The sequence below is a fragment of the Bacteroidota bacterium genome (assembly GCA_040388375.1).
Taxonomy (GTDB): Bacteria; Bacteroidota; Bacteroidia; order UKL13-3; family UKL13-3; genus JAAFJM01.
The window spans coordinates 181965-205220 of the sequence record JAZKBU010000002.1; the positions used below are offsets into that span (position 1 = coordinate 181965).

The following is a 23256-nucleotide window of genomic DNA, read 5'->3' on the forward strand; positions in this document are numbered from 1 at the left end:
AAAATAAGTACTTCGAACTTAAAACTAAGAACTTAAAAATGACCGACACAATTATACAAGAAATTAACCTTCAATTACCGGCAATCCTTATTCCATTACTGCCTTTAATAGGTTTCTTTTTAAATGCATTATTTGGTAAAAAAATAGGCCATGCATCAGGCTGGATAGCAACCCTTGCTATAACAGGCTCTTTCATTTGCTCGCTTTACTTATTCTTTAATTTACCGGCTGGAGCAAGCCAAACCATTACACTGACCAATTGGTTCCATTTTAAAAATATCATTATTCCTTTTGCTTTCTTAATTGATCCGTTAACCATTACCATGTTATTGGTTATTACAGGTATAGGAAGTTTAATACATTTGTACTCTATTGGTTACATGCACCACGATGAAGGTTTCTCCAGATTCTTTTCTTACTTAAACCTGTTCGTATTTTTTATGCTTTTATTGGTAATGGGTAATAATTACCTGATTATGTTTATTGGCTGGGAAGGTGTTGGTTTATGCAGTTATTTATTAATTGGATTTTGGTTTAAAAACCAAGCTTATAATGATGCCGCTAAAAAAGCTTTCATTATGAACAGGATTGGTGATTTAGGGTTTTTAATCGGCATGTTTATGATGCTGTTTTACTTTAACTCTCTTACCTATACCGAAGTAATGAGCAAAGCAAGGACCTTAAGCATTGGCAATCCAATGATTGTTTTCATTACCTTATTCCTGTTTGTAGGCGCTATGGGTAAATCAGCTCAATTACCTTTATACACCTGGTTACCGGATGCCATGGCAGGACCTACTCCAGTTTCAGCTTTAATACATGCTGCAACCATGGTTACTGCAGGTATTTACATGATTGCCCGTTCTAATGTTTTATATGCTTTAGCACCTTTTACACTTGATATAGTATTGATTGTTGGAGTGGTTACTTCGTTGTTTGCAGCTATTATTGGTTTATTACAAACCGATATTAAAAAAGTATTGGCCTACTCTACTGTTTCGCAACTGGGTTTAATGTTTGCAGCCATGGGTATGGGTGCTTTTGAAAGCGGTATGTTCCATGTGGTAACACATGCTGTTTTTAAAGCTCTATTATTTTTAGGTGCAGGTTCAGTTATTCACGCTTTAAGCAATGAGCAGGATATGCGTAACATGGGAGGCTTAAATAAATTTATTAAAGTTACCTACCTTACCTTTTTAATTGGCACTATTGCCATTTCAGGTATTCCTCCTTTTGCAGGTTTCTTTAGTAAGGACGAAATTTTAGCAACTGCTTTTGAGCACAATAAAATTATATGGGGGCTTTTATCATTCAGTTCCATGTTAACTGCCTTTTATATGTTTAGGTTAGTATATGTAACCTTCTTTAATAACTACAGAGGAACAGATGAAGTTAAAAGCCATATACACGAAAGTCCGGCAGTAATGACCATTCCACTTATTATTTTAGCAGCCTGCTCAGTAGTAATAGGTTTTATTGGTTTACCTCCAGTTATCAGTCATACCCACTCATTTAAAAATTACTTATCATCTGTATTTACACAGTCAAAACAAATATTACCTAGCGGGCACGAAATGAGCCATGCTACAGAATGGATTTTAATAGCTACAGCAGTAGTATTAGCCATTGTGAGTATTGCATTTGCTTACACCAAATACGTAATGCAAAAACAAACTCCGGTAGCTGATAGTGAATTAAAAGGCGTTAGCAAATTAGTAGCCAATAAATTTTATGTAGATGAAATTTACGATACCGTATTTGTTAAACCAATTATGTTATTGAGCGACTTGTTTTTGGTTTTAATTGATAAACTGATTATTGATTTATTTGTACATGCCGTAGCATTTGTTACCACACAAGTAGGTCGTTTGTTAAGACTAATACAAACCGGTCATGTAGGATTTTATATGTTTGCTATGGTAGTAAGCATGATTATTTTATTAGCTGTTCAAATTTATAGTGTAGTTAAATTTTAAATTTATAATTAATGTTAACCCTTATATTATTACTTATACCACTCGTTGCCAGCTTTGTTACACTCTTTTTAAAAGGAGAGTCGGCAAAATGGTTTAGCTTAGTTGTTACTTGTATACAATTGGTATTTACTATTTACGTGTACCAAATATTTATTGGTATTGATATGAGTTCCGATGCACGTTCACTGGTAAACATAAACCAAGCCTGGATAAAAAGCCCGCAAATAAATTTCCAAATTGGTTTAGATGGTATCAGCATGCTGATGGTTTTTTTAACCAATCTGTTGTTACCATTGATAGTACTTGCCGGTTTTAACCGCACACAGGACAGAACCCATATATTTTATTCATTAGTATTGTTAATGCAATTTGCCTTGATTGGTGTTTTTGTGGCCTTTGATGGTATTTTGTATTACTTGTTCTGGGAGCTAGCCTTATTACCTATTTACTTCATTTCATTAAACTGGGGTGGTGCCAACAGAGGACAAATAACTTTAAAATTCTTTATTTACACCTTAGCAGGTAGCTTATTAATGTTGTTTGGATTTATTTACCTGTATTGGAATACACCTTCGCACACCTTTAACTGGTTAGATTTAACCCAAAACCCTATTTGTACCTGTAAACAAGGCATGGTATTCTGGTTATTTTTTGCAGCATACGCTATTAAAATTCCTATTATACCATTTCATACCTGGCAGCCAGATACCTACCAAACAGCACCTACACAAGGTACTATGTTACTTTCAGGTATTATGTTAAAAATGGGCCTTTACAGTTTAGTACGTTGGTTATTACCAGTTGTACCTAGTGGCGTAGAGGAATATACCTATTTAGCCATGGGCTTATGTATTGTAGGAATTGTATATGCCTCGGTTATTGCTATTATGCAAACCGACTTAAAGAAATTATTTGCTTACTCATCTATTGCGCACGTTGGCCTTATTGCAGCAGGTATATTTGCCGCTAACTTACAAGGTATAGAAGGCGGTATGGCACAAATGCTTGCTCACGGTATTAATGTAGTTGGCTTATTTTATTGTGCCGATATTATTATGAACCGTACTGGAAGCAATAACATCAATAACTTAGGTGGTATTCGCTTATTGGCACCTCGCTTTGCAACCTACTTTATGATTATAGTATTAGGTTCAGTAGCCTTGCCATTAACCAATGGTTTTATAGGCGAATTCTTATTACTATACGGTTTATTTGAATACAATAGCTGGGCCGCTTTAGTAGGTGGTTTAACCATTATTTTAGGTGCTGTATATATGTTACGCATGTACCAGAAAGTAATGCTTGGCAATACCAACGAAAATGTAAATACATTTGAAGATGTAAAATGGAATGAAGAAGTAGTATTAATTGCTATTGTTTTATTAATTTTTGCATTTGGCTTGTTTCCTAAACCAATGCTCGAGCTTGTAGAGCCGGCATCTAATCAAATAGTAAAATTAAGTACCATCAAATAATTTCAAACTTTTAATTATATCATTCATTAATGAATACATTAATATATACAGCATGTTTAGGATTATTTGGCTTAGTAGCCGAAATATTTAACCTGCGTAAGTATTTAATTCCAATTTTGGTAATAGGCTTAGCAGTCATATTCAGTCTTAACCTGCAAACCTGGAATCATCCGGCTACACATTTCAATGGCATGTTAAGCGATACTAATTTCTCTACCGCTTTCAGTGGTTTAGCTCTTTTTATTATGCTTATTATTTTAATTATGGCTGGCGAATTTTATAGCAGTAGCGATGATGAAAAACATATAAGTGATTACATGGCTATACTCCTGTTTACCCTATGTGGTGCTTTAATGATGTTTAGCTATTCAAACATGGCTATGTTATTCTTGGGTATTGAAACTTTATCTATTTCATTGTATGTAATGGCTGGTAGCCGCAGGTTCGAAGTAAAATCAAACGAAGCGGGTTTCAAATACTTTTTAATGGGTTCATTTGCCAGTGCCTTTTTACTGTTTGGTATAGCATTAATATTTGGTGTTACAGGTACTTTCTCTATTGATGGAATTGGTAGTTATATGCAACACCATGCAGATAAATTAGATCCTTTATTTATAGTTGGTATGTTACTAATGATATTTGCGATGTTGTTTAAAGTATCAGCAGCCCCTTTCCATTTTTGGTCGCCCGATGTATATGAAGGAGCCCCTACCCTTATTACTGCTTTAATGAGTACTTTGGTTAAAATAGCTGCATTTGCTGCATTTTATAAATTGCTATCAACTTGTTTTGTATTTGCTATGGGTAAAGCAGAAATTATATTAACTATTTCTTGTGCTGCTACTTTATTAATAGGAAACTTAGTAGCCCTGGTACAAGATAATTTTAAACGCCTTTTAGCTTATTCAGGTATCAGCCATGCCGGCTATATGTTATTAGCTATTATCAGCTTGCAAGGTAGTACAGATAGTGCACTATTTTTATATTCAGTAGGTTATGCAGTAGCCAGTTTAGCTGCTTTTGCTATAGCCATTACTGTTTTTAAAGCTACCGAAACTGAAAGTATTAGTGGTTTTAATGGTTTAGCCAAAAAGAATCCATTCTTAGCAGCTTGTTTAACCATGGCTATGTTAAGTTTAGCAGGCATACCACCATTTGCAGGTTTCTTTGGTAAGTATTTTATTTTTAGTGAAGCTATTCGCAATGGCTATCAGGATTTAGCTTTACTAGGTATAGTAAGTTCTATTATTGGTGTATTTTATTACATGAAAGTGATAGTAGCTATGTATAACAAACCCGCTAATGAGTTTACCATTACTGCAAGTTTTACCTACCAATTAGTAATAGCCCTTTGTTTGGTTTTAAGTATTGCCTTAGGCATTTATCCGGGTATATTTACCAAGCTATTATAATTAAGCCTTGCACATCCTATTTAAATAAAGGTTGGTGCTTTCACCAACCTTTATTTTTTTATAATATTGAATAATACAAATAGCCGTTACTCCATTTTATGACCGACACTAAAAAACCACAAGCTAATAACCCATTACATGGTATTACGTTAGAAGCTATACTAACCGATTTAGTAGCCTATGTAGGTTGGGAGAAAATGGCAGCTAAAATTCCGATAAAATGTTTTATGCATGAACCTAGCATTAAATCAAGCTTGGCTTTTTTAAGAAAAACACCTTGGGCCAGAACAAAAGTAGAAGTCATGTACGAATACAATTTAAAAAGAATTCAAAAAGGCAAAGCGGAGAATACCGCCATTTAATTGCTTAGTAAACCTATATGTATGCTATAGTAGATATTGAGACAACGGGCGGGCATGCTAGCAGCAACGGTATTACCGAAATATGTATTTTTTTGCACGATGGCGAAAAAGTAACCGGGCAATACCAGACACTTATAAACCCGGGTATGGAAATACCTCGGTATATTGAATCGTTTACAGGTATTACCAACGAAATGGTAGCAAAAGCACCCGCTTTTAGTCAGGTAGCTGAAACTATTTTCAACTATCTAAACGGACCCATTTTTATAGCCCATAATGTAAATTTTGATTACTCATTTATTAAATACGCTTTAGGTATTTGTGGTTATGAATTAAACAGCAAAAAACTATGCACTGTAAGGTTAAGCCGTAAAATAATTCCGGGTTACAGTTCATACAGCTTAGGTAATTTATGCGGTTATTTAAAAATACCCATAAGCGACAGGCACAGGGCGCAAGGCGATGCAGAGGCTACCGTAAAACTATTTGAATTATTGCTTAAACGTGATAACGAAGAGCATATAAACCAAATGCTCAAACGCAATTCAAAAGAGCAGGTACTCCCTCCTAATTTACCCAAAGAGCAGTTTGATAGTTTACCGGACAAACCGGGTATTTATTACTTCCATAATCAGGCAGGAAAAATAATTTATATAGGCAAAGCCAAATCAATTAAATCAAGGGTAAGCAGCCACTTTTCAAACAACTCCCCTAACCGACAAAAACAAAATTTTATGCGCGATATTTATACCATATCGTTTGAAGAAACAGCTACCGAATTAATGGCATTGTTATTAGAATCGCATGAAATAAAACACCATTGGCCAGAGTTTAACAAAGCACAAAAAAGATACGATGCGCAATATGGTTTATATGATTACGAAGACAGGAATGGAATTATCCGTTTAGGCTTTGAGTTAATGACCAAACACCGCCATGTAAAACCACTGTTAGAGTTTAGCAGTAAAATACAAGCCATTGAAAACATTCAATTACTGGCCAATGAGTATGATCTTTGCCCGCAGCTTTGTGGCGTACAACTGACTTGCGCAAACGAAACCTGCGCCTGCAAAAAACAGGAAACCGTTTTTAACTATAATGCCAAAGTGAATGATTTAATTATTGCCCTGAGCAATAAAGACAGTTATTTAATAGTAGATAAAGGCCGGAACAAAAAAGAATACTCAGCCATTTGGGTTGATAAAGGTAAACTGATAGGTATGGGTTACGTACCAAAAAATATTGAACCCAACAATATAGATGAAGTAATCACCTTCATTAAAAAATACAAAGAGAATTTCTTTATGCAAAATCAGGTAGCCAATTTTGCCAGTAATTATCCTGAAAAATTAGTTTGGTTATAAGCTATATGAGTTCCAACAATTGTTGCATACCCTTTGAAGCCACTTCCTGTATACTTACCAGGTTATTATAATTACGAATAGGTAAAGGATTAGGGTCTATTACATAAAGGTTATGCTGAGGGTTAAAATAATCAAGCAGACCGGCCGCAGGATATACTTGTAAACTAGTACCAATAACTAACATCATATCCGCTTCCTGTACCATTTCTACAGCTTGTTCAATAGCAGGAACTGACTCGCCAAACCAAACAATATTAGGCCTTAATTGCGAACCCAATTCACATACTTCGCCCATTTTTAATTCCCAACCATCAATATCGTAAATCAATGAATCATTGATAGTGCTTTTAGCTTGTGTGATAAGGCCATGTAAATGCAATACGTTTTTACTACCCGCACGCTCATGTAAATTGTCAACGTTTTGCGTAATTATTTGTACGTGGTACCTGTTTTCTAATTCCTTTAGTAAATAATGTGCCTCGTTAGGGTTTACTTCCAATACGTTTTTTCTACGCATGTTGTAAAAGTCCTGCACCATAGTTGGGTTGCGTAACCAGGCATCGTAGGTAGCCACTTCTTCTATTTTATAACCTTCCCATAGTCCACCACTATCTCTAAATGTTTTAATACCACTTTCAGCACTTACACCTGCACCCGATAATACAACTAACTTTTTCATCATTTAATTACTAGAAGGTAAATACAAACGTATAAACTGTGCATCGTGGCTTATTTTTCCAAATACTTTATAAAAAGATTTTTCAAGTACCGTGCTTGTCAATACTTCTTCCTTCACTACACCAAAAGGAAAACGCCCACTTGAATGAATAAAATAAGCCAAGCCTTTTTGTACCAATATAAACCCGGTATGATTATCCAAGCCAATAATATAAAGTCCGCTTCCTTTGTGAAGGATAGCATTATTAAACTCCTGTAAAGAAGCATTGTTGGCATAAGTAATATTACTTTTTGAGCATAAGGTTTTTATCATTTCCTCCGAAGCACATTGAGCCAAAGCATTTCTATCCAGTTTAACACCTAAGTGTTGTAATACTGTAGTTACAAAATAACCACAAGCTATGCTGCCTTCACCGGGCACATAAGTAGTTCCATAAAAACTCCAACGCGTACCCAACCAAAATGGTAACAAGTGTTTAGTAAAGTTATTAATTAAGTTTTGTTGGGCATTGTTTACCGTTAGGTTTTTATTACTCTGCTTTATTTCATCACATGTTTTTCTGTAAGCCTTTTCCGAATAGTAAAACTGATGGTAACCCAATATAAAAGGTCTGTAAGAAGTAAACCACATACACGCCATAGCTATGCAGAAAACAATGTATATATAACCTATAGTTCTTAATATTTTTTTACCCATTTACGTTAAGCAAATATAAAGGGCAATCGTAATTATTTAGCATTACTAAAAGCTATGAATGCAAATTTTTTAAATAATTATACGTTTCAACTTGCGACCTGTTTTTATCCTTGCAATCACTTAACAGATAATCGTTTTCACCATTTTCATTTATTCTGCGTGCTTTACAGGTATCATTCAGTTGTAAATTTATAATATCCTTTATCGTTTTCTTAATTTCCTCATTGTATATGGGGAAACCGCACTCTATCCTGTTATTTAAATTACGGCTCATCCAATCGGCACTGGCCAGGTAAATCAATTCATTGCCATTGTTACAGAATATATACACCCTTGAGTGCTCCAAAAATTTATCAATAATGCTTATTACTTCAATGTTTTCGCTTAAGCCCTTTACCCTTGGTACTAATGAACAAACGCCTCTCACAATCAATTGAACTTTTACCCCTGCTATACTCGCATCGTATAATTTTTTAATTACATCATTATCAACCAAGCTATTCATTTTAGCAATAATATAAGCCGGCTTACCCGCTTTGCTATTGCTCGTTTCCTGATCAATCATTTCTAGGAACCTGCGTTTCATGTTATCAGGTGCTATTAACAAATGCTTGTATGTTCCGCGTTTTAAATTCAAAAACAATTGGTCACTAAGCATTTCCAAATCGCTGGTTAATCTTTCATCTTTGGTGAAAATAGCAAAATCGCTATACACACGGCTGGTCATGCCATTATAATTGCCCGTTGAAAGATGAGCGTATTTAACCGTTTGACTATTCTCTTTTCTGTATATTAAGCAGAATTTGGTATGTACCTTTTGCCCCGGTTTTCCAAAGTGAACATGAGCACCTGCTTCCTGCAATTGGTTAGTCCAATAAATATTAGCTTCTTCATCAAACCTTGCCTGTAACTCCATTAGCACAATTACAATTTTTCCATTCTTAATCGCATTAATCAAAGCATTTACCACATTACTATGTTTGGCTACCCTGTACAAAGTAATTTTAATGGTATGAACCCCCGGGTCAATAGCGGCCTCACGTAACAAACGAATTAAATAGTCAAACGATTCATAAGGATGATGTAACAATACATCATGGGTTTTAATTACATCAAAAAGTATTTTGGCTTTATCTAACTCCCCAATATTTAAAGGTGGATGGTTTTCATAATAATCTTCCGGGCTGCCTACTTTCGGAAAATCCATAAAGTCTTTAAAGTTATGATACCTTCCTCCTGCTACCCTGTTTACATTTTTTAAATCTAATTTTTTAGTAAACAAGTCAAGCATTTCCTGTGGCATAGCCGCATCGTACACAAAACGGGTAGGCAAACCTTTGGAGCGTTGTTTAATGCTCTTTTGAATTTTATCTAATAACGTAACCGTATAATCTCTATCATCTGCATCAATAGTAAACTCCGCATCGCGGGTTATTTTAATAATGTATGCCTCGTAAGTATCATAATCGTACTGTTGAAATATTCGGCCTAAGTTTAATTTAATAATGTCTTCTAAACATATAATAAAATTACCATCTTCATTGGTTGGCAACTGATAAAATCTATTTAAAGCACCAACGGGTACTTCTATAATGGCATGTTTAGGAATTAATTTACCGGTACTATCATTTAAACTAACAGCTAAGTAAATTGACCTGTCTCTTAAATGTGGTGTATGTCTTAAATCGTCAATAACAATAGGAAAAAGTAAATTAATAATATTGGCTTTAAAATATTCCTTTACCTGTTGTTTCTGCGTTTCGTTTACTTGTAAATCGTTTACCAGAAAAATTTTCTTTTCCGCTAAACTAGGTAGTATGCTGTTTTGGTAAATCTTGTTAAATCGGTCTTGTAATATTTGGGTTCTGTACTGTATAGCATCTAAAATTTCGTTAGGGCTATTTTGCACATCGCTAATGGCTTTTTTTCCATTTACCCTTTGTACCCTTCTTAACTGGGCTACCCTTACCCTAAAAAACTCATCTAAATTAGAAGAAAAAATAGCCAGAAACTTAATACGCTCCATTAAAGGAGTTGCAGGGTTTTCGGCTTCTTGCAAAACTCTTTCATTAAAATACAGCCAACTAATTTCGCGGTCTTTAAATAAATAGTTCTTATTACTTTTAATCATAACCTAAATGACTTTCCAAATTTAATAATCCAAATAAACGACAAAAGTGCTTTCAAATGACCATACTATTTGCACAACAAATTCCACAATTGAAGATATAACAATTATTTAATGAACACTATATCTTAGTAAACTCATTGCCAGTTAATTTTAAAACTTTGACTAAAGCCATGAAAAGTACCCAAAAATTGAGTGCATAAAAAAATCCTGCTATAAAGCTATAGCAGGATTTTTAAATATGGATGAGGTAAAGACTATGCTTTAGCTTTCTCTTCTTTTAAGAAAGGTACATTTACTCTTAACAAGTAGTAAGCACCAAATAAAATAGTAGTGAATAATAAATCACCTTGCAATGAATTTTTAAAGAAAGGCAATGCAGCATAATAACTTTGCATTAATCCGCTAAAATTAACCGGGTAATAAGTATTGTCAGCAGCATATAAATAAACAAGGTTAGTTACTAAGTAAAATACAATAGAACCCAATAATGAAGCACCTATTACAAAGCCCGGATTTTTTTTGTTGCTAATGGCAATTCCTAAAACACTTACCAAAGCAGTACAAGCATAAACAGGAATCATATCGGCTCCGTACAAACCTAAAAACAAATCGCTTATAAACAAAGCTATTAAAGGCAATGCAATAGCCAAATATCTATTCGCTATAAATGCTCCTGCAAATAAAGCAATAGCACCAATTGGCGTAAAATTAGGTGGATGTGGTAAAAAACGGCAAATAGTTGCAACAGCAATTAAACCCACTATAGTTAAAAATCTTTTATTCATGGTTAGTATCCTTAATTATTTATGATTGCGAAAGTAATGGCATCAACCCATAAAAACAAAAACTAAACAAAAACTATTCATCAACAGCCTGTCAATAATTAATTTGGCAAATAAATCAGCCATTTAATTAACAATATGTCCGTTAAGCAACTTTTTTGACTGAAATAACTATTAAATTATACATATTGCACTCAAAATTAAGAGAATTAAAATACACATCTAATATATGAAAAAACGATTCCTCCTCGCTGGTTTAGCTTTTTTAACAAGTGCAGGCTCAGCACTTAAAGCTCAAACACAGCCAGCAACTACCGGTCAAACGGTATTAATTGAAAAAGTTGTTGCCAAACCTGGCGAACTTAAAATTGGTTACGAGAAATACAAATTAGCCAATGGTTTAACCCTATTTATACACGAAGACCATTCAGATCCTTTGGTTCACGTTGAAGTTACCTACCACGTAGGTTCAGCTCGTGAAGCTGCAGGTAGATCAGGATTTGCGCATTTATTTGAGCACATGTTATTCCAAGGTTCAGAGCACGTAAAAGACGAAGAACACTTTAAAATGGTACAGGCTGCGGGTGGACAAATGAATGGTAACACAAACAGAGATAGAACTACCTACTTTGAAACAGTACCTTCAAACTACTTGGAAACAGCATTGTGGTTAGAGTCAGACAGGATGGGTTTTTTATTGGATTCATTAACAACCAAAAAATTTGAAGTACAACGCTCAACTGTAAAAAATGAAAAAGGTCAAAATGTTGACAACCAACCTTACGGAAAAACAGACGAAATCCGTGACCAAAATATGTACCCTATGGGTCATCCGTACAGCTGGCCGGTAATCGGTTACTTACGCGATTTAGATAACGCTACTATTGATGACGTAAAGAATTTCTTTATGCGCTGGTACTCACCTAACAATGCTTCGTTAATTGTAAGTGGTGATGTGAATCCACAAGATGTAATCAGATTAACTGAAAAATATTTTGGACCTATTCCAAAAGGACCTGAAGTACGTAAACAACGCGTAGAGCCTTTCAGATTAGCAGATAACAAATATGTAAACTACCCAGACAAAGTATTTTTCCCGTTAAACGAATATACTTGGCCTACAGTTCCTTCATACCATGCGGATGAAGCAGCACTTGATTTCTTAGGTGGTATTTTAAGCCAAGGTAAAAATGCAATTTTCTATAAAAACTTTATTAAACCTGAAAAACTGGTGCAAGCATCTAGTTATAACGTAGGTTCAGAGTTAGCAGGTGAGTTTGTAATTGATTTACTAACTTTCCCGGGTAGCGAAGAAGATGAAGAAAAATTATTAACTGAAACTTTGAACGAATTTAATACCAAAGGAGTAACTGATGTAGAAATTGCGGCTGCTTACGCCCAGGTAGAAAACAGTCTTATTGGCGCTATGGAAAGTGTACAAGGTCGTTCTTCATTGTTAATGTTCTTTAATTACATACACAATGGCAAATCATATAACTTAGCTGAAGAATTAGCCCGTTACAAAAAAGTAACCAAAGAAGATGTAATGCGCGTATTCAGAACTTATATTTTAAACAGAAACTTTGTAAAAGTGCGTGTATTCCCTAAAGATTTAAATGCAGCTAACAAACAAGAGTATGTTCACAAAGATCCTGAAATGGAAAAAGGAACAAATGAGTTAGAATACAAAGGTTTATCATACAACAAACCAAAAGATAACTTTGATAGAAGCATTAAACCTACTCCACTTCCTTTAAAAAATGTAGTAGTACCTACCTACTGGCAAACTACTTTACCTAACGGTATAAAAATTATCGGAACCCGCTCAACTGAAACACCAGGTGTTGATATTACTTTACGCATGAAAGGTGGAAACATGGTTTTAGATCCTTCAAAATCAGGATTAGCCAGTTTAACAGCTAATATGATGGGTGAGGCTACTCAAACATTAACCGGAGAGCAATTAGATGCTGCAACCCAAAAATTAGGTGGCGGATTCGGTTTCGGTGCTAGCTTTGATGCTTCTATTGCATCAGTAAGCTGCCAAAAGAAAGATTTAGACCAAATGCTTTATTTATTCCAGGATGCATTAATGCACCCTAAATTTACTGCAGAAGATTTTAAACGTATTTCAAACCAAACTTACCAAAACGTAGAGCAAAGCTTACAAAATGCTTCTTATGCAGGTAATGTTGTATTTGGCCGCTTATTATACGGAAAAGGAACCATACAAGGTGTGCCTGCCGGTGGAAGCACTAAAACAATCAAAGGTTTATCAATTAAAGACGTACAATCATACTACGATAAATACTATGCACCAGATTATGCAACGGTAGTAGTTATTGGTGACTTGAGTCAAGAGGAAGTATTAGAGAAATTAAGTTTCTTAAAAGCTTGGGGTAAAAAGAATGTTGTTTTACCTAAATTAGATGGAGCTGTAGCTGTTGAACAAACACAAATTTACTTAGTAGATAAATACAAAGCACCTCAATCACAAATTTTTGTAGGTAACCCTGCAATTCCTTACGACTGGAATGGAAAATACTACAAAGCAGGTTTAATGAACTTTATATTAGGAGGAAACTTCAATAGCCGTTTAAACTTAAACTTACGCGAAGAAAAAGGATTTACTTATGGTATCTATAGTAGTTTAAGAGGAAATGATTTTGGTGGTATCTGGGCTACATCTGCAGGTGTTAGACAAACATCTACTGATAGTGCAGTACGCGAAATCATGTATGAAATTAAAAAACTACGCGAAGGTGGAATTGATGATGAAGAATTAAACTTTATCAAAACATCAATTGGACAAAGCGATGCTTTAAGATATGAGTCAAATGGAGATAAAGCAGCTTTCTTAAACGGTATTGTAGAAAGAAACTTACCTGCCGACTACCAAGCGCAACAAAAAGCTATTTTAAACTCATTAACCAAAGAAGAAGTAAAAGCTTTAGCCAACGAAATATTAGCCCCTGAAAAAATGGTAATAGTAGTAGTTGGTGACAGAGATAAAATTACAGAACCTTTGAAAAAATTAGGTTATAAAGTAACTGAAGTAAAAGCAAACGATTAATCGTTGCACAATAACTCTTTAAAAGCCTTGCAAACTATGTTTGCAAGGCTTTTTTTTTCCATAAAGCCCTCTTATATTTTAACCTTAAAAAAGTTAAAAATGAATATCTGCCTGAGGTATTAACACCTAGGTATTACAAAACATTAACTGACAAACAAATACAGGCTTCTCCAAACCCATTTTAAGACAATAAAACAATCCACAATTGCTTTAAAATTTGTGGGTATTTTATAGCCACCGGGTGCTTTAATTTCAGTACTTTTGAGCGTTATTGGTTTTTTATAATTTTATTCAGATTATGAATAAATTTTTAATTTAAATACCGGTACTAAAAATCATTATAAAATGGCAGAAGACAGAATTATAACCATCAACATTGAAGATGAAATGAAAACCGCCTACATTGATTATTCAATGTCGGTAATTGTGAGTCGCGCTTTACCCGATGTGCGCGATGGTTTAAAGCCCGTACACCGTAGGGTTTTGTATGGTATGACTGATTTAGGTTTAGCCTCTAACAGACCTTATAAAAAATCGGCTCGTATTGTGGGTGAGGTTTTAGGTAAGTACCATCCACATGGCGACTCATCAGTTTATGATGCCATGGTACGTATGGCACAAGATTGGAGCATGCGCTACACTTTGGTAGACGGACAAGGAAACTTTGGTTCAGTTGATGGTGATCCACCGGCTGCCATGCGTTACACCGAAGCACGTTTACGCAAAATTGCAGAAGAACTACTAAACGATATAGAAAAAGAAACTGTTGACTTTCGCTCGAACTTTGACGATAGTTTACAAGAGCCAACCGTATTACCTGCTAAGTTTCCTAATTTAATAGTAAACGGAGGTTCAGGTATTGCTGTAGGTATGGCTACCAACATGGCTCCGCATAATTTAACGGAAACCATCAATGGTATTATTGCCTACATTGATAACAGAGAAATTACCATTCCTGAATTAATGAAATATGTAAAAGCTCCTGATTTTCCAACGGGAGGTATTATATATGGTTACGAAGGCGTAAAAGATGCTTTTGAAACAGGACGCGGTAGAATTGTAATGCGTGCAAAAGCTATTTTTGAAACCAGCAAAACTGGGAAAGACCAAATTGTGGTAAATGAAATACCATACCAAATCAATAAATCAACCCTAATTAAGCAAACTGCCGATTTAATTAACGAAAAAGTTATTGAAGGCATCAGTGATGTGCGTGATGAGAGTGATAGAGATGGTATGCGTATTGTTTATGACTTAAAACGCGATGCTGTTCCGAATGTAGTATTGAATAAATTATTTAAATTTACTCAATTACAAACCTCTTTCAGTGTAAACAATGTTTGCTTGGTAAAAGGTCGTCCGGAAATGCTTAATCTGAAAGGATTAATTACTCATTTTGTGGCTCATCGCCATGAGGTTGTAGTGCGCAGAACCCAATACGAATTAGCAGAAGCAGAAAAACGTGCACATATATTAGAAGGTTTATTAATAGCCTTAGACCACTTAGACCAAGTTATTGCCTTAATCAGAGGTTCACGTACACCTGACGAAGCAAAAGCTGGTTTAATAGAAAATTTCAAACTTTCAGAAATTCAGGCAAAAGCTATTCTTGATATGCGTTTACAACGTTTAACAGGATTGGAGCGCGATAAAATAAAAGATGAGTTTGAAGAAATCATGAAATTGATTGCTCGTTTAAACGAAATTTTAAACAACGAAACATTGCGTTACCAGATTATCAAAGATGAGTTAATTGAAATGCGCGATAAATATGGTGATGAGCGTAGAAGCGTCATAGAGATGGTTGGCAACGAAATGAGTATGGAAGACTTAATTCCTGATGATGAAGTAGTAATTACTATTTCGCATTTGGGTTATGTAAAACGTACTTCACTAAGCGAATACCGCACACAAGCCCGTGGCGGACGTGGTAGTCGCGGAGTAGCCAAACGCCAGGAAGATTTTGTAGAACATATTTTTATGGCCACTAACCATAATTACTTGTTGTTGTTTACTGAACAAGGACGTTGTTTCTGGTTACGTGTATTCGAAATTCCGGAAGGCGAAAAAGCCACCAAAGGAAGAGCCATCCAGAACTTAATTAATATTCCGGTTGACGATAAAGTAAAAGCATTCTTAAATGTAAAAAGCTTAAGCGACCCTGAATACATTAACCAAATGAATGTAATTATGGTTACCCAACAAGGAACCATTAAGAAAACCACTTTAGAAGCTTATAGCCGTCCTCGTTTAAATGGTATCAACTCTATGAATGTACGCGAAGGCGATCAGTTAGTAGAAGCAAGATTAACCAACGGAACCTGCGAAATGGTAATAGCTAGTAGAGAAGGAAAAGCCATTCGTTTCAACGAGAGTACCGTTCGCCCAATGGGTAGAAGCGCTACCGGAGTTAGAGCTATCCGTTTAGCTGAGGGCGATGAAGTAATTGGTATGGTATCTATTGAAGATCCTAAAATTACAAACGTATTGGTGGTAAGCGAAAATGGAATGGGTAAACGTAGTGAAGTGGAAGATTACCGTATTACCAACCGTGGAGGAAAAGGGGTAATGGCAATGAACGTAACCGATAAAACAGGTAAGCTCGTAGCTATTAAAGATGTGGACGATAGCATGGACGTAATGATTATAAACAAAAGCGGTATTACCATTCGTTTAAGCATGAAAGATTTAAGGGTAATTGGACGTGTAACACAAGGCGTTCGTTTAATTAATATTGGCGATAAAGATGAAATAGCATCGGTAGCTAAAATTAATTACATACCTGGTGATGAAGAAGAGTTAGACGAAGAAGGAAACCCAATTGTAATAAACGAGTTGGATGAAGATGGAAATCCTATTGCTGTAATTGCACCAACAGAAAGCAATTTAATCAACGAAATAGTTGACAGAGCAATGGACGATGCAGCCATTAATCCAAATACAGAAGAAGAAGATACAGAAGAGGAAGAAACCCCTCCTGCTGAATAATCAATTTTTAATAAACAAAAAGAGGATGTCCCAAAAGGCATCCTCTTTTTGTTTGTAGTTATTGTACTCTAAACAACTAACTAATTTACATCAATTACATCTGCACAATAAGAAATTACTCCTTCTTCTGTAGTGTAAACGCCCAGTGTTTTATTTTCAAAAGAAGTATTGGCACTTAAAGACAATGCATCACTTGTAGGATAACTCAATGCCACCCATTCTGCATCACTAAATGTGTTGTCGAGATTCCGTTTAATGTTTACAAAAGCAGCTCCACCCTTTGCAGTAGCGCTTACCCAATCACTTGGTAAATTATAGCCGCCATCATTATCACTCGTTATACCTTCAAAATGCGTAACAATGGTTTGTAATTTTTCATCAAGGTATTGGTAAAATCTGGTATTGCTCATCGTATTGTTACTTGCATCCCAATCGGTAATAAAAGCCTGGCTCAAATCGCCTACTTTACCCATACCACAGCCACCGGCTAAAGTATAACTATTACCCCCGTTATGCCAGATACCATACAAGGTGGTAGAGTATGCCTCAGGAATGATAAAATCAATATACTCCCTAGTAATAATATTATAGATAAAAGCATAACCATTGGTTAATTTGGTATCATAGTTTCCAACAGCTAAATCGCCCATAATACTATGCACAAAACAGTTCATAAAATCACCACCATTGGGACTAATGGTTGTCCAAGTACCTTGCCCGTTAACTGGCCCTTCATATAAAAAACCATACATAATATTAACCGATGCTCTTTTGTAGGAACCTACTATTTGTACTTCATTGTTTCCTTTGTCGTTTGGACCATAACACGATGTATTAATTACATCGTCAAAGTCTGGGCTTGTAAAAACCAATTCATTCCATACGCCATTCACGCCATTACCTAATAAAGTACCTTCGTATAATAAGCCTATCATACTGGAGCTGGTTCCGTTATTAACCAAGCTTGCGGCTATATAAACTTTTTTAGTTCCTTTTATGCCTCTTATACCTTGAATAACTGTTTCTCCTGTAGTCTGCATATTAAAGGGGTAGTAATTGACCAATTTTTTCATAGTGTTTTGTTTCATTTTAAGCGTGTTTTAGTTTAAGATTTTAAGTTATAGCATTTTACTTTTAATAAGTGGGGTTATAAATGCCATGCCCGCAAAACTTAAGTTAGTTTAGGTATAAAACAATAGTGAAAACACCAGTTTTTACTATTACTTACAAATAAAAAAGAGGTGCCCAATTATACATGAACACCTCTTTTTGTTTTTATAAAAGGGTTAAAACTATTATTTGTTAAAATAAGTAAATACTACTTTTCTACGCGTTTAAATACCAATTGGTGCATGGTAGCCTTATAAATCATGTACTGACCTTTTACTTTTCGTTCTTCTACATAATAGTTATTCAGTATCAATTGTCCATCTTTATCTATACCAATAAAGGCAACAGTCGCTCCATCTTTACTCAATCCATATAACAATAAGTACCTTTTATTTTCAACCGCATAGTTTTTACTAAACACTCTTGCGTAATCAGTTTTCCCCTGCGCTTTATTAAATAGTTTACATTTTTGAGCATCTATCAATAACAATACATCATCCGTTTTATTTTCATTTACCAATTGAGCGCTTCTGATTATCTTTTCTTCTTTAATCAAAGCAGAGTCATAGTAAGTAACTGTTCTATTCGTTATAGCCCGCCATTCACCCAATAATAAGCTGTTATCTTTAATCATGGTAGCTGTATCTAATTGCACGTGGGTACGGGCTGCAGGTGTACACCACCATACTTGTACATTATTAATTTCGTAGCTTAAGCCCATTTGGGTTTTCATAATGTCGGCAGTTAGGTAACTGTCAAATGTATCATAAAAATCATCCCACCCCTTAGCAACCACGGGTGGAAATAAATTGGCATACTCCAAAGGCAAATCAATTGTTTCTTTGGTTTTAGTGTTTACGCGTTGTAAGGTTTCTTTAGGCAAACTGCATGAAGCTACTAATAAAACGGTAGCAAAAAATAAAATAACAATACGTTTTTGAAATATAAACATTGGGGTTGATTGGCTTTTATATTCAATATTAAACAATTTATAGAACTGATACAAAAACGTACTCAGAAACAATACTTATGTTGCCAGAATAACCAGCAACATTTATAAAAAAAGGTGTTCATTTATAACTGAACACCTTTTTATCCTAATGCTTTAGCAAATCTATTTCCTGCTGAAAAACCCTAATTTAGTCGTTTTAGTAGCCTGGCTGTTTTTTTGATTTTTTATATCAGGTGAGTTTACAGGACTGCCTAATAAAAACGAAAAATCGGTACCAAATTTTGATTGTGCTACGCCATGGCATCCCTGACAACCACCCATGCTTATCTGGTTATTATTTCTATACAAAATATTAGGTTGTTGATTATGGGGCTTACCAATACCACTTCCTCTAAAATTAGCTAAAGTTGAATCGGACTCAACGGCTGCATTGGCTAGGAAAAAATTGGGCGCAGTGGTATTATTACTAGGTACTGCCTGCACTCCTACTAACCTGTAATTAAGCCAAACTGAACCGCTGTTTTTCATTTTCAATAAGCTATGTGCATACTGCGTAGATTTTGCAATAACAGGGTCTATAGTATGCAAGCGGGGAAATGGCGATTGAACAGTTCCTGTTTCAATGCCACTTTTCAATAACACGTAACCTAAACTATCTTTATCTATATTGATATTTTCCCAGGTAGCAAATACAAAATCTTCATTGTTTTTGGTTTTGTGTATAATATGTAAAGCGATGAGCAAATAGGTTTTATTGGTATAATACACCACTTTAGCATTCTTTGGATCTGGCAAAAACACAACTACTTTACGGGTGAGAAATTTGCTGGCATCATCATTAGCTGTTTTTTCGCGCCAAGCTGATTTTACTTCCATGGCACCAATAATGGTTTTTCCATTTACTATAGCACCACCGCAAGGCAGATTAACAACTGTGGTATCAATACAATCACATGAATTAGGGGTACCCAGGCTATCATAAGCTTTATATTTGTTTAAGGTTTTTGTTGTTTTGGCAATGGCTGCCTGTAGCTTAGCCTGTTTCGGAAAACGCTTGTAAATATATTCATACTCATCGCGGTTAACTTTAGCCTGGTACAATAGCATTTTAGAGCGGCTACCGGGAGCCTGATTTGGTTTTACAAAAGCATACATATCGCATGAGCCAATTTCATTGTTCTCATCCAATACATCAAATAAATTTAAACTGTCGCCTGTGTTTAATGGCTTAAGTGTAATTCCATAATTAACGTGTGGGGCATTATCAAATGGCAACATAGTATCATTAAAAGGGCTCAACTCTGCGCGGTGTGCAAAGGTTTCCCATACCACTAAATTAGGGTATGCTCCGCTGCTTGAATAATTCCAATTGGAGTCTGGCTTATCGCGTAATTTACTGGTGGCATAGGACGACTTCCAATTTAAAGCAAAAAACTCATTCCAGGCAAAAGAGGCTAGATTATAGCTATTGGTATTACTGTCTGGGCCAATATCTTTGGGTGGTGTTGGTGAAAAACTAATGTAAAAATTAGTGTCTCCATTTGTAGCAATTGTAGAGGGGGCATTTTTCTTATCCCATGTTGTGCTCAACGTAATGGTTAAAGCAACCAAAACGAAAACAGCCATAATCATCTTCTTTTTCATAAATTTTAATTGGTATTTTAGTGTACAACAAATGTAAAAACTAACCACAAGAAGCAACAGAGCATAAATACTTGTTTTATGTATCAGGTATTTATACGGGGGTATCTTTCAAAAAACACTATTGAGAATACGTTTTTTCAGATAAATTGTATATTACTTTTAGTATTTAAACAAATACAACAATTCGTTATATAGTATGTAGGTAAGGATAATCCGTTAAAAAAACACCTTAATTATGCACATGAAGGGGGTATTTGACAAAAAGTAAACGGAGAAGAATTAATGGCAAATGGGAATATAAAATGAAATTTTTTGCCAACTAGCAAAATTACTTTTTCATCAACTTATCTAACTTTTGAAAATCATCTGCGAAAAATGTTTCAAATGATATTTTGTGAAATTTTAAAATTCTGTACAAAGATAAAATAGTTAAGTTAGAGCCTTTTTCGTATTTACCATACTGTGCTCTGGGAATTTCAGCATCGTATGCAAAGGTTTCCTGACTGCTATACCCTTTTGCAATACGCAATTGTCTGATACGTTCTCCTAGTAATTGATATAACAATTCTATTTCTTGTTCTTTCACTTATGCAAATAAGTTTTTGCTCTGCCTAAAAATTACCTTATTAAAATAGGAATTTATAAGTAGATTAAATTGGTATTGCATTTAATCAAAACGGGAAAATGGCAATAAATAGAAATAAGTGAGCTATATAAGCAGATGTATATTCATTTATATAAATGGTTTTGAATGCATGTTTAAGCATTCTCTCACATAACTAACGAATTTAGATTAAGTATCGTTTTTCAATTACGTTTCTATGGTGTATTTCGTGGCCTAATAACATATAGGAAATGCTTCGAGGACTGGCCGGCCTGTTATTGGCTGAACCCATTTTATCCCAAGATGTGGTTGGTAATGATTTTAATAGCTCAATGGTGGCTCCTCTCACCATAGAAAATTCACGTACCAAATCCATTATTTTTCTTTTATCGGCCATGCTGTTTTCTGCATAAATATTTTCATCAAAACCCAATAAAGCTACTTCCGGTTGGCGGGCAATAGCCAAAATACGGTACTGGAAAATACGCTCACAATCTATAATATGTTGAAATACTTCTTTAATTGTCCATTTGGTAGGTTCGTATTTATAAAGCAGGGTTTCTTCGTCTAAGCTGGTTAATAAATCAATAGTATCCATGCTTTCTTTATATAATTCGGTATATAAATCGTCTGATTTTACTAGGTTAACGTATTGGGCAATGTATGGGTGGAATAATGATAAATCGGGTTTTGCTATATTCATTTTGTGTAAATAAAAAGGCAAAACTAAATGAAATTTCTGAATGTTTAATTTTGATTATTTAATTTTCCATGGCTTATTGACTGCTAAGCTTTTGGCTTGCAAACACGGGGATTTCCGAAAATATGCTTCGTGCTATTAAATAAAATGAGCTATTAAGCTAATAGCCAATGCTTAAAAGTACCTTTTAAATTTAAAAAATAAAACTAAAAACATTTTGCAGTTCAATTAATTACAATTATAATTGCGGGCTTTTTTAAGCGAAAGGAGATCAAATAAATTGACAGAAACAACAAAAAACAAAACAACAAATTTACCAGATTTTGACTGGAACATGGACAACGCAGGCTTTGGCGATTACAACCAAAACGAGCGTGAACAAATGGCATCGGCTTATGAAAAAACCTTATCTGCCATTACAGAAAAAGAAATTGTAAAAGGTACAGTAGTAGGTTTTACAGAAAAAGAAGTAGTATTAAACATCGGTTTCAAATCAGATGGTTTAATTGCTCGCACTGAATTCAGAGACACACCGGATTTAAAAGTTGGTGATGTTGTTGAGGTGCTTTTAGAAACTAAAGAAGATGCTTTAGGCCAATTAATATTGAGCCGTAAAAAAGCAGTGAGCGAACGCGCTTGGGAAAACATTATGCGTGCTCATGAAAATGACGAAATTGTTAATGGTTACGTTAAATCTCGTACCAAAGGTGGTTTAGTGGTTGATGTATTAGGTATGGATACTTTCTTACCTGGTTCACAAATCGATACTAAACCTATAAAAGATTACGATATATATGTGGGTCAAACTATGCCATTTAAAGTGGTTAAAGTGAATAACGTATTTAAAAACGTTGTTATCTCACATAAAGTGTTAATCGAAGAGGATATTGAAGCTCAAAAATCTGACATCTTATCTAGATTAGAAAAAGGCCAAGTATTAGAAGGTACTGTTAAAAACATGACTTCATTTGGTGTGTTTATTGATTTAGGTGGTGTTGATGGTTTATTACATATTACTGATATTTCTTGGGGCCGCGTAAATCACCCTGAAGAAGTATTACAGTTAGATCAAAAAATTAACGTAGTAGTTGTTGATTTTGATGATGAGAAAAAACGTATTTCATTAGGTTTAAAACAATTACAAGCTCACCCTTGGGATAGTTTAAACACTGAGTTAGTTGTAGGTGGTAAAGTAAAAGGTAAAATTGTAAATATTGCTGATTACGGTGCTTTCTTAGAAATAGCTCCTGGTGTTGAAGGTTTAATTCACGTAAGTGAAATGAGCTGGAGCCAACATTTACGTAACCC

General features: G+C 34.8%; 17 protein-coding genes. 8 read left to right on the forward strand and 9 right to left on the reverse strand.

The features are described 5' to 3' along the window. Positions 1-38: 38 nt before the first annotated feature. From nuoL to V4538_03025, 5 genes are all read left to right on the forward strand, one after another. On the forward strand, positions 39-1976 hold the full coding sequence (nuoL, locus tag V4538_03005; protein MES2379981.1) for an NADH-quinone oxidoreductase subunit L: 1938 nt from the start codon (positions 39-41) through the stop codon (positions 1974-1976). Positions 1977-1987: 11 nt separating this feature from the next. Then, on the forward strand, positions 1988-3451 hold the full coding sequence (locus V4538_03010) for an NADH-quinone oxidoreductase subunit M (protein ID MES2379982.1): 1464 nt from the start codon (positions 1988-1990) through the stop codon (positions 3449-3451). 29 nt (positions 3452-3480) lie between these two features. After that, positions 3481-4863, forward strand: coding sequence for an NADH-quinone oxidoreductase subunit N (locus V4538_03015; GenBank protein ID MES2379983.1), 1383 nt, complete (start codon positions 3481-3483; stop codon positions 4861-4863). A 98-nt stretch (positions 4864-4961) separates the two neighbouring features. Continuing rightward, positions 4962-5225, forward strand: coding sequence for a VF530 family protein (locus V4538_03020; GenBank protein ID MES2379984.1), 264 nt, complete (start codon positions 4962-4964; stop codon positions 5223-5225). Positions 5226-5242: 17 nt separating this feature from the next. Continuing rightward, positions 5243-6589 (forward strand): exonuclease domain-containing protein, encoded by a 1347-nt coding sequence (locus tag V4538_03025; GenBank protein MES2379985.1) that lies wholly within the window; start codon positions 5243-5245, stop codon positions 6587-6589. Between the two features lies 1 nt (position 6590). Here the strand turns inward: V4538_03025 and V4538_03030 are convergent, their stop codons facing one another. From V4538_03030 to V4538_03045, 4 genes are all read right to left on the reverse strand, one after another. Continuing rightward, positions 6591-7268 (reverse strand): Sir2 family NAD-dependent protein deacetylase, encoded by a 678-nt coding sequence (locus tag V4538_03030; GenBank protein MES2379986.1) that lies wholly within the window; start codon positions 7266-7268, stop codon positions 6591-6593. A gap of 3 nt (positions 7269-7271) precedes the next feature. After that, positions 7272-7964: a hypothetical protein gene (locus V4538_03035; protein MES2379987.1), complete on the reverse strand. Its 693-nt coding sequence runs from the start codon at positions 7962-7964 to the stop codon at positions 7272-7274. A 52-nt stretch (positions 7965-8016) separates the two neighbouring features. Beyond that, a complete protein-coding gene (gene ppk1, locus V4538_03040; protein ID MES2379988.1) occupies positions 8017-10095 on the reverse strand; it encodes a polyphosphate kinase 1 in 2079 nt (692 codons plus the stop codon). A 254-nt stretch (positions 10096-10349) separates the two neighbouring features. Further along, positions 10350-10880, reverse strand: coding sequence for a DUF6580 family putative transport protein (locus V4538_03045; GenBank protein MES2379989.1), 531 nt, complete (start codon positions 10878-10880; stop codon positions 10350-10352). Positions 10881-11106: 226 nt separating this feature from the next. On the opposite strand from V4538_03045, the gene V4538_03050 reads away from it, so the two are divergent. Then, positions 11107-13950 (forward strand): pitrilysin family protein, encoded by a 2844-nt coding sequence (locus tag V4538_03050; GenBank protein ID MES2379990.1) that lies wholly within the window; start codon positions 11107-11109, stop codon positions 13948-13950. Between the two features lie 345 nt (positions 13951-14295). Beyond that, complete coding sequence (gene gyrA, locus V4538_03055; GenBank protein ID MES2379991.1) at positions 14296-16938, forward strand: DNA gyrase subunit A; 2643 nt, start codon at positions 14296-14298, stop codon at positions 16936-16938. Positions 16939-17018: 80 nt separating this feature from the next. Here gyrA and V4538_03060 read toward each other — a convergent pair whose 3' ends face one another. From V4538_03060 to V4538_03080, 5 genes are all read right to left on the reverse strand, one after another. Next, on the reverse strand, positions 17019-18026 hold the full coding sequence (locus V4538_03060; GenBank protein MES2379992.1) for a hypothetical protein: 1008 nt from the start codon (positions 18024-18026) through the stop codon (positions 17019-17021). A 230-nt stretch (positions 18027-18256) separates the two neighbouring features. Beyond that, positions 18257-19000 (reverse strand): hypothetical protein, encoded by a 744-nt coding sequence (locus V4538_03065; protein ID MES2379993.1) that lies wholly within the window; start codon positions 18998-19000, stop codon positions 18257-18259. A gap of 162 nt (positions 19001-19162) precedes the next feature. Further along, positions 19163-20644: a hypothetical protein gene (locus tag V4538_03070; protein MES2379994.1), complete on the reverse strand. Its 1482-nt coding sequence runs from the start codon at positions 20642-20644 to the stop codon at positions 19163-19165. A 328-nt stretch (positions 20645-20972) separates the two neighbouring features. Continuing rightward, entirely contained in the window at positions 20973-21230 is a 258-nt protein-coding gene (locus tag V4538_03075) for a helix-turn-helix transcriptional regulator (GenBank protein MES2379995.1), read from the reverse strand. A 202-nt stretch (positions 21231-21432) separates the two neighbouring features. Then, positions 21433-21951, reverse strand: a complete 519-nt coding sequence (locus V4538_03080; protein ID MES2379996.1) for a DinB family protein — start codon at positions 21949-21951, stop codon at positions 21433-21435. A gap of 331 nt (positions 21952-22282) precedes the next feature. Between V4538_03080 and V4538_03085 the strand changes: the two genes are divergently transcribed. Beyond that, on the forward strand, positions 22283-23256 hold a 974-nt coding region (locus V4538_03085; protein MES2379997.1), incomplete at its 3' end, for a S1 RNA-binding domain-containing protein.

Excerpts from the sequence above, each read along its gene's own strand:
- nuoL (MES2379981.1), top strand. The coding sequence starts at position 39 with ATGACCGACACAATTATACAAGAAATTAACCTTCAATTACCGGCAATC.
- V4538_03010 (MES2379982.1), top strand. The coding sequence starts at position 1,988 with ATGTTAACCCTTATATTATTACTTATACCACTCGTTGCCAGCTTTGTT.
- V4538_03015 (MES2379983.1), top strand. The coding sequence starts at position 3,481 with ATGAATACATTAATATATACAGCATGTTTAGGATTATTTGGCTTAGTA.
- V4538_03020 (MES2379984.1), top strand. The coding sequence starts at position 4,962 with ATGACCGACACTAAAAAACCACAAGCTAATAACCCATTACATGGTATT.
- V4538_03025 (MES2379985.1), top strand. The coding sequence starts at position 5,243 with ATGTATGCTATAGTAGATATTGAGACAACGGGCGGGCATGCTAGCAGC.
- V4538_03030 (MES2379986.1), bottom strand. The coding sequence starts at position 7,268 with ATGAAAAAGTTAGTTGTATTATCGGGTGCAGGTGTAAGTGCTGAAAGT.
- V4538_03035 (MES2379987.1), bottom strand. The coding sequence starts at position 7,964 with ATGGGTAAAAAAATATTAAGAACTATAGGTTATATATACATTGTTTTC.
- ppk1 (MES2379988.1), bottom strand. The coding sequence starts at position 10,095 with ATGATTAAAAGTAATAAGAACTATTTATTTAAAGACCGCGAAATTAGT.
- V4538_03045 (MES2379989.1), bottom strand. The coding sequence starts at position 10,880 with ATGAATAAAAGATTTTTAACTATAGTGGGTTTAATTGCTGTTGCAACT.
- V4538_03050 (MES2379990.1), top strand. The coding sequence starts at position 11,107 with ATGAAAAAACGATTCCTCCTCGCTGGTTTAGCTTTTTTAACAAGTGCA.
- gyrA (MES2379991.1), top strand. The coding sequence starts at position 14,296 with ATGGCAGAAGACAGAATTATAACCATCAACATTGAAGATGAAATGAAA.
- V4538_03060 (MES2379992.1), bottom strand. The coding sequence starts at position 18,026 with ATGAAACAAAACACTATGAAAAAATTGGTCAATTACTACCCCTTTAAT.
- V4538_03065 (MES2379993.1), bottom strand. The coding sequence starts at position 19,000 with ATGTTTATATTTCAAAAACGTATTGTTATTTTATTTTTTGCTACCGTT.
- V4538_03070 (MES2379994.1), bottom strand. The coding sequence starts at position 20,644 with ATGAAAAAGAAGATGATTATGGCTGTTTTCGTTTTGGTTGCTTTAACC.
- V4538_03080 (MES2379996.1), bottom strand. The coding sequence starts at position 21,951 with ATGAATATAGCAAAACCCGATTTATCATTATTCCACCCATACATTGCC.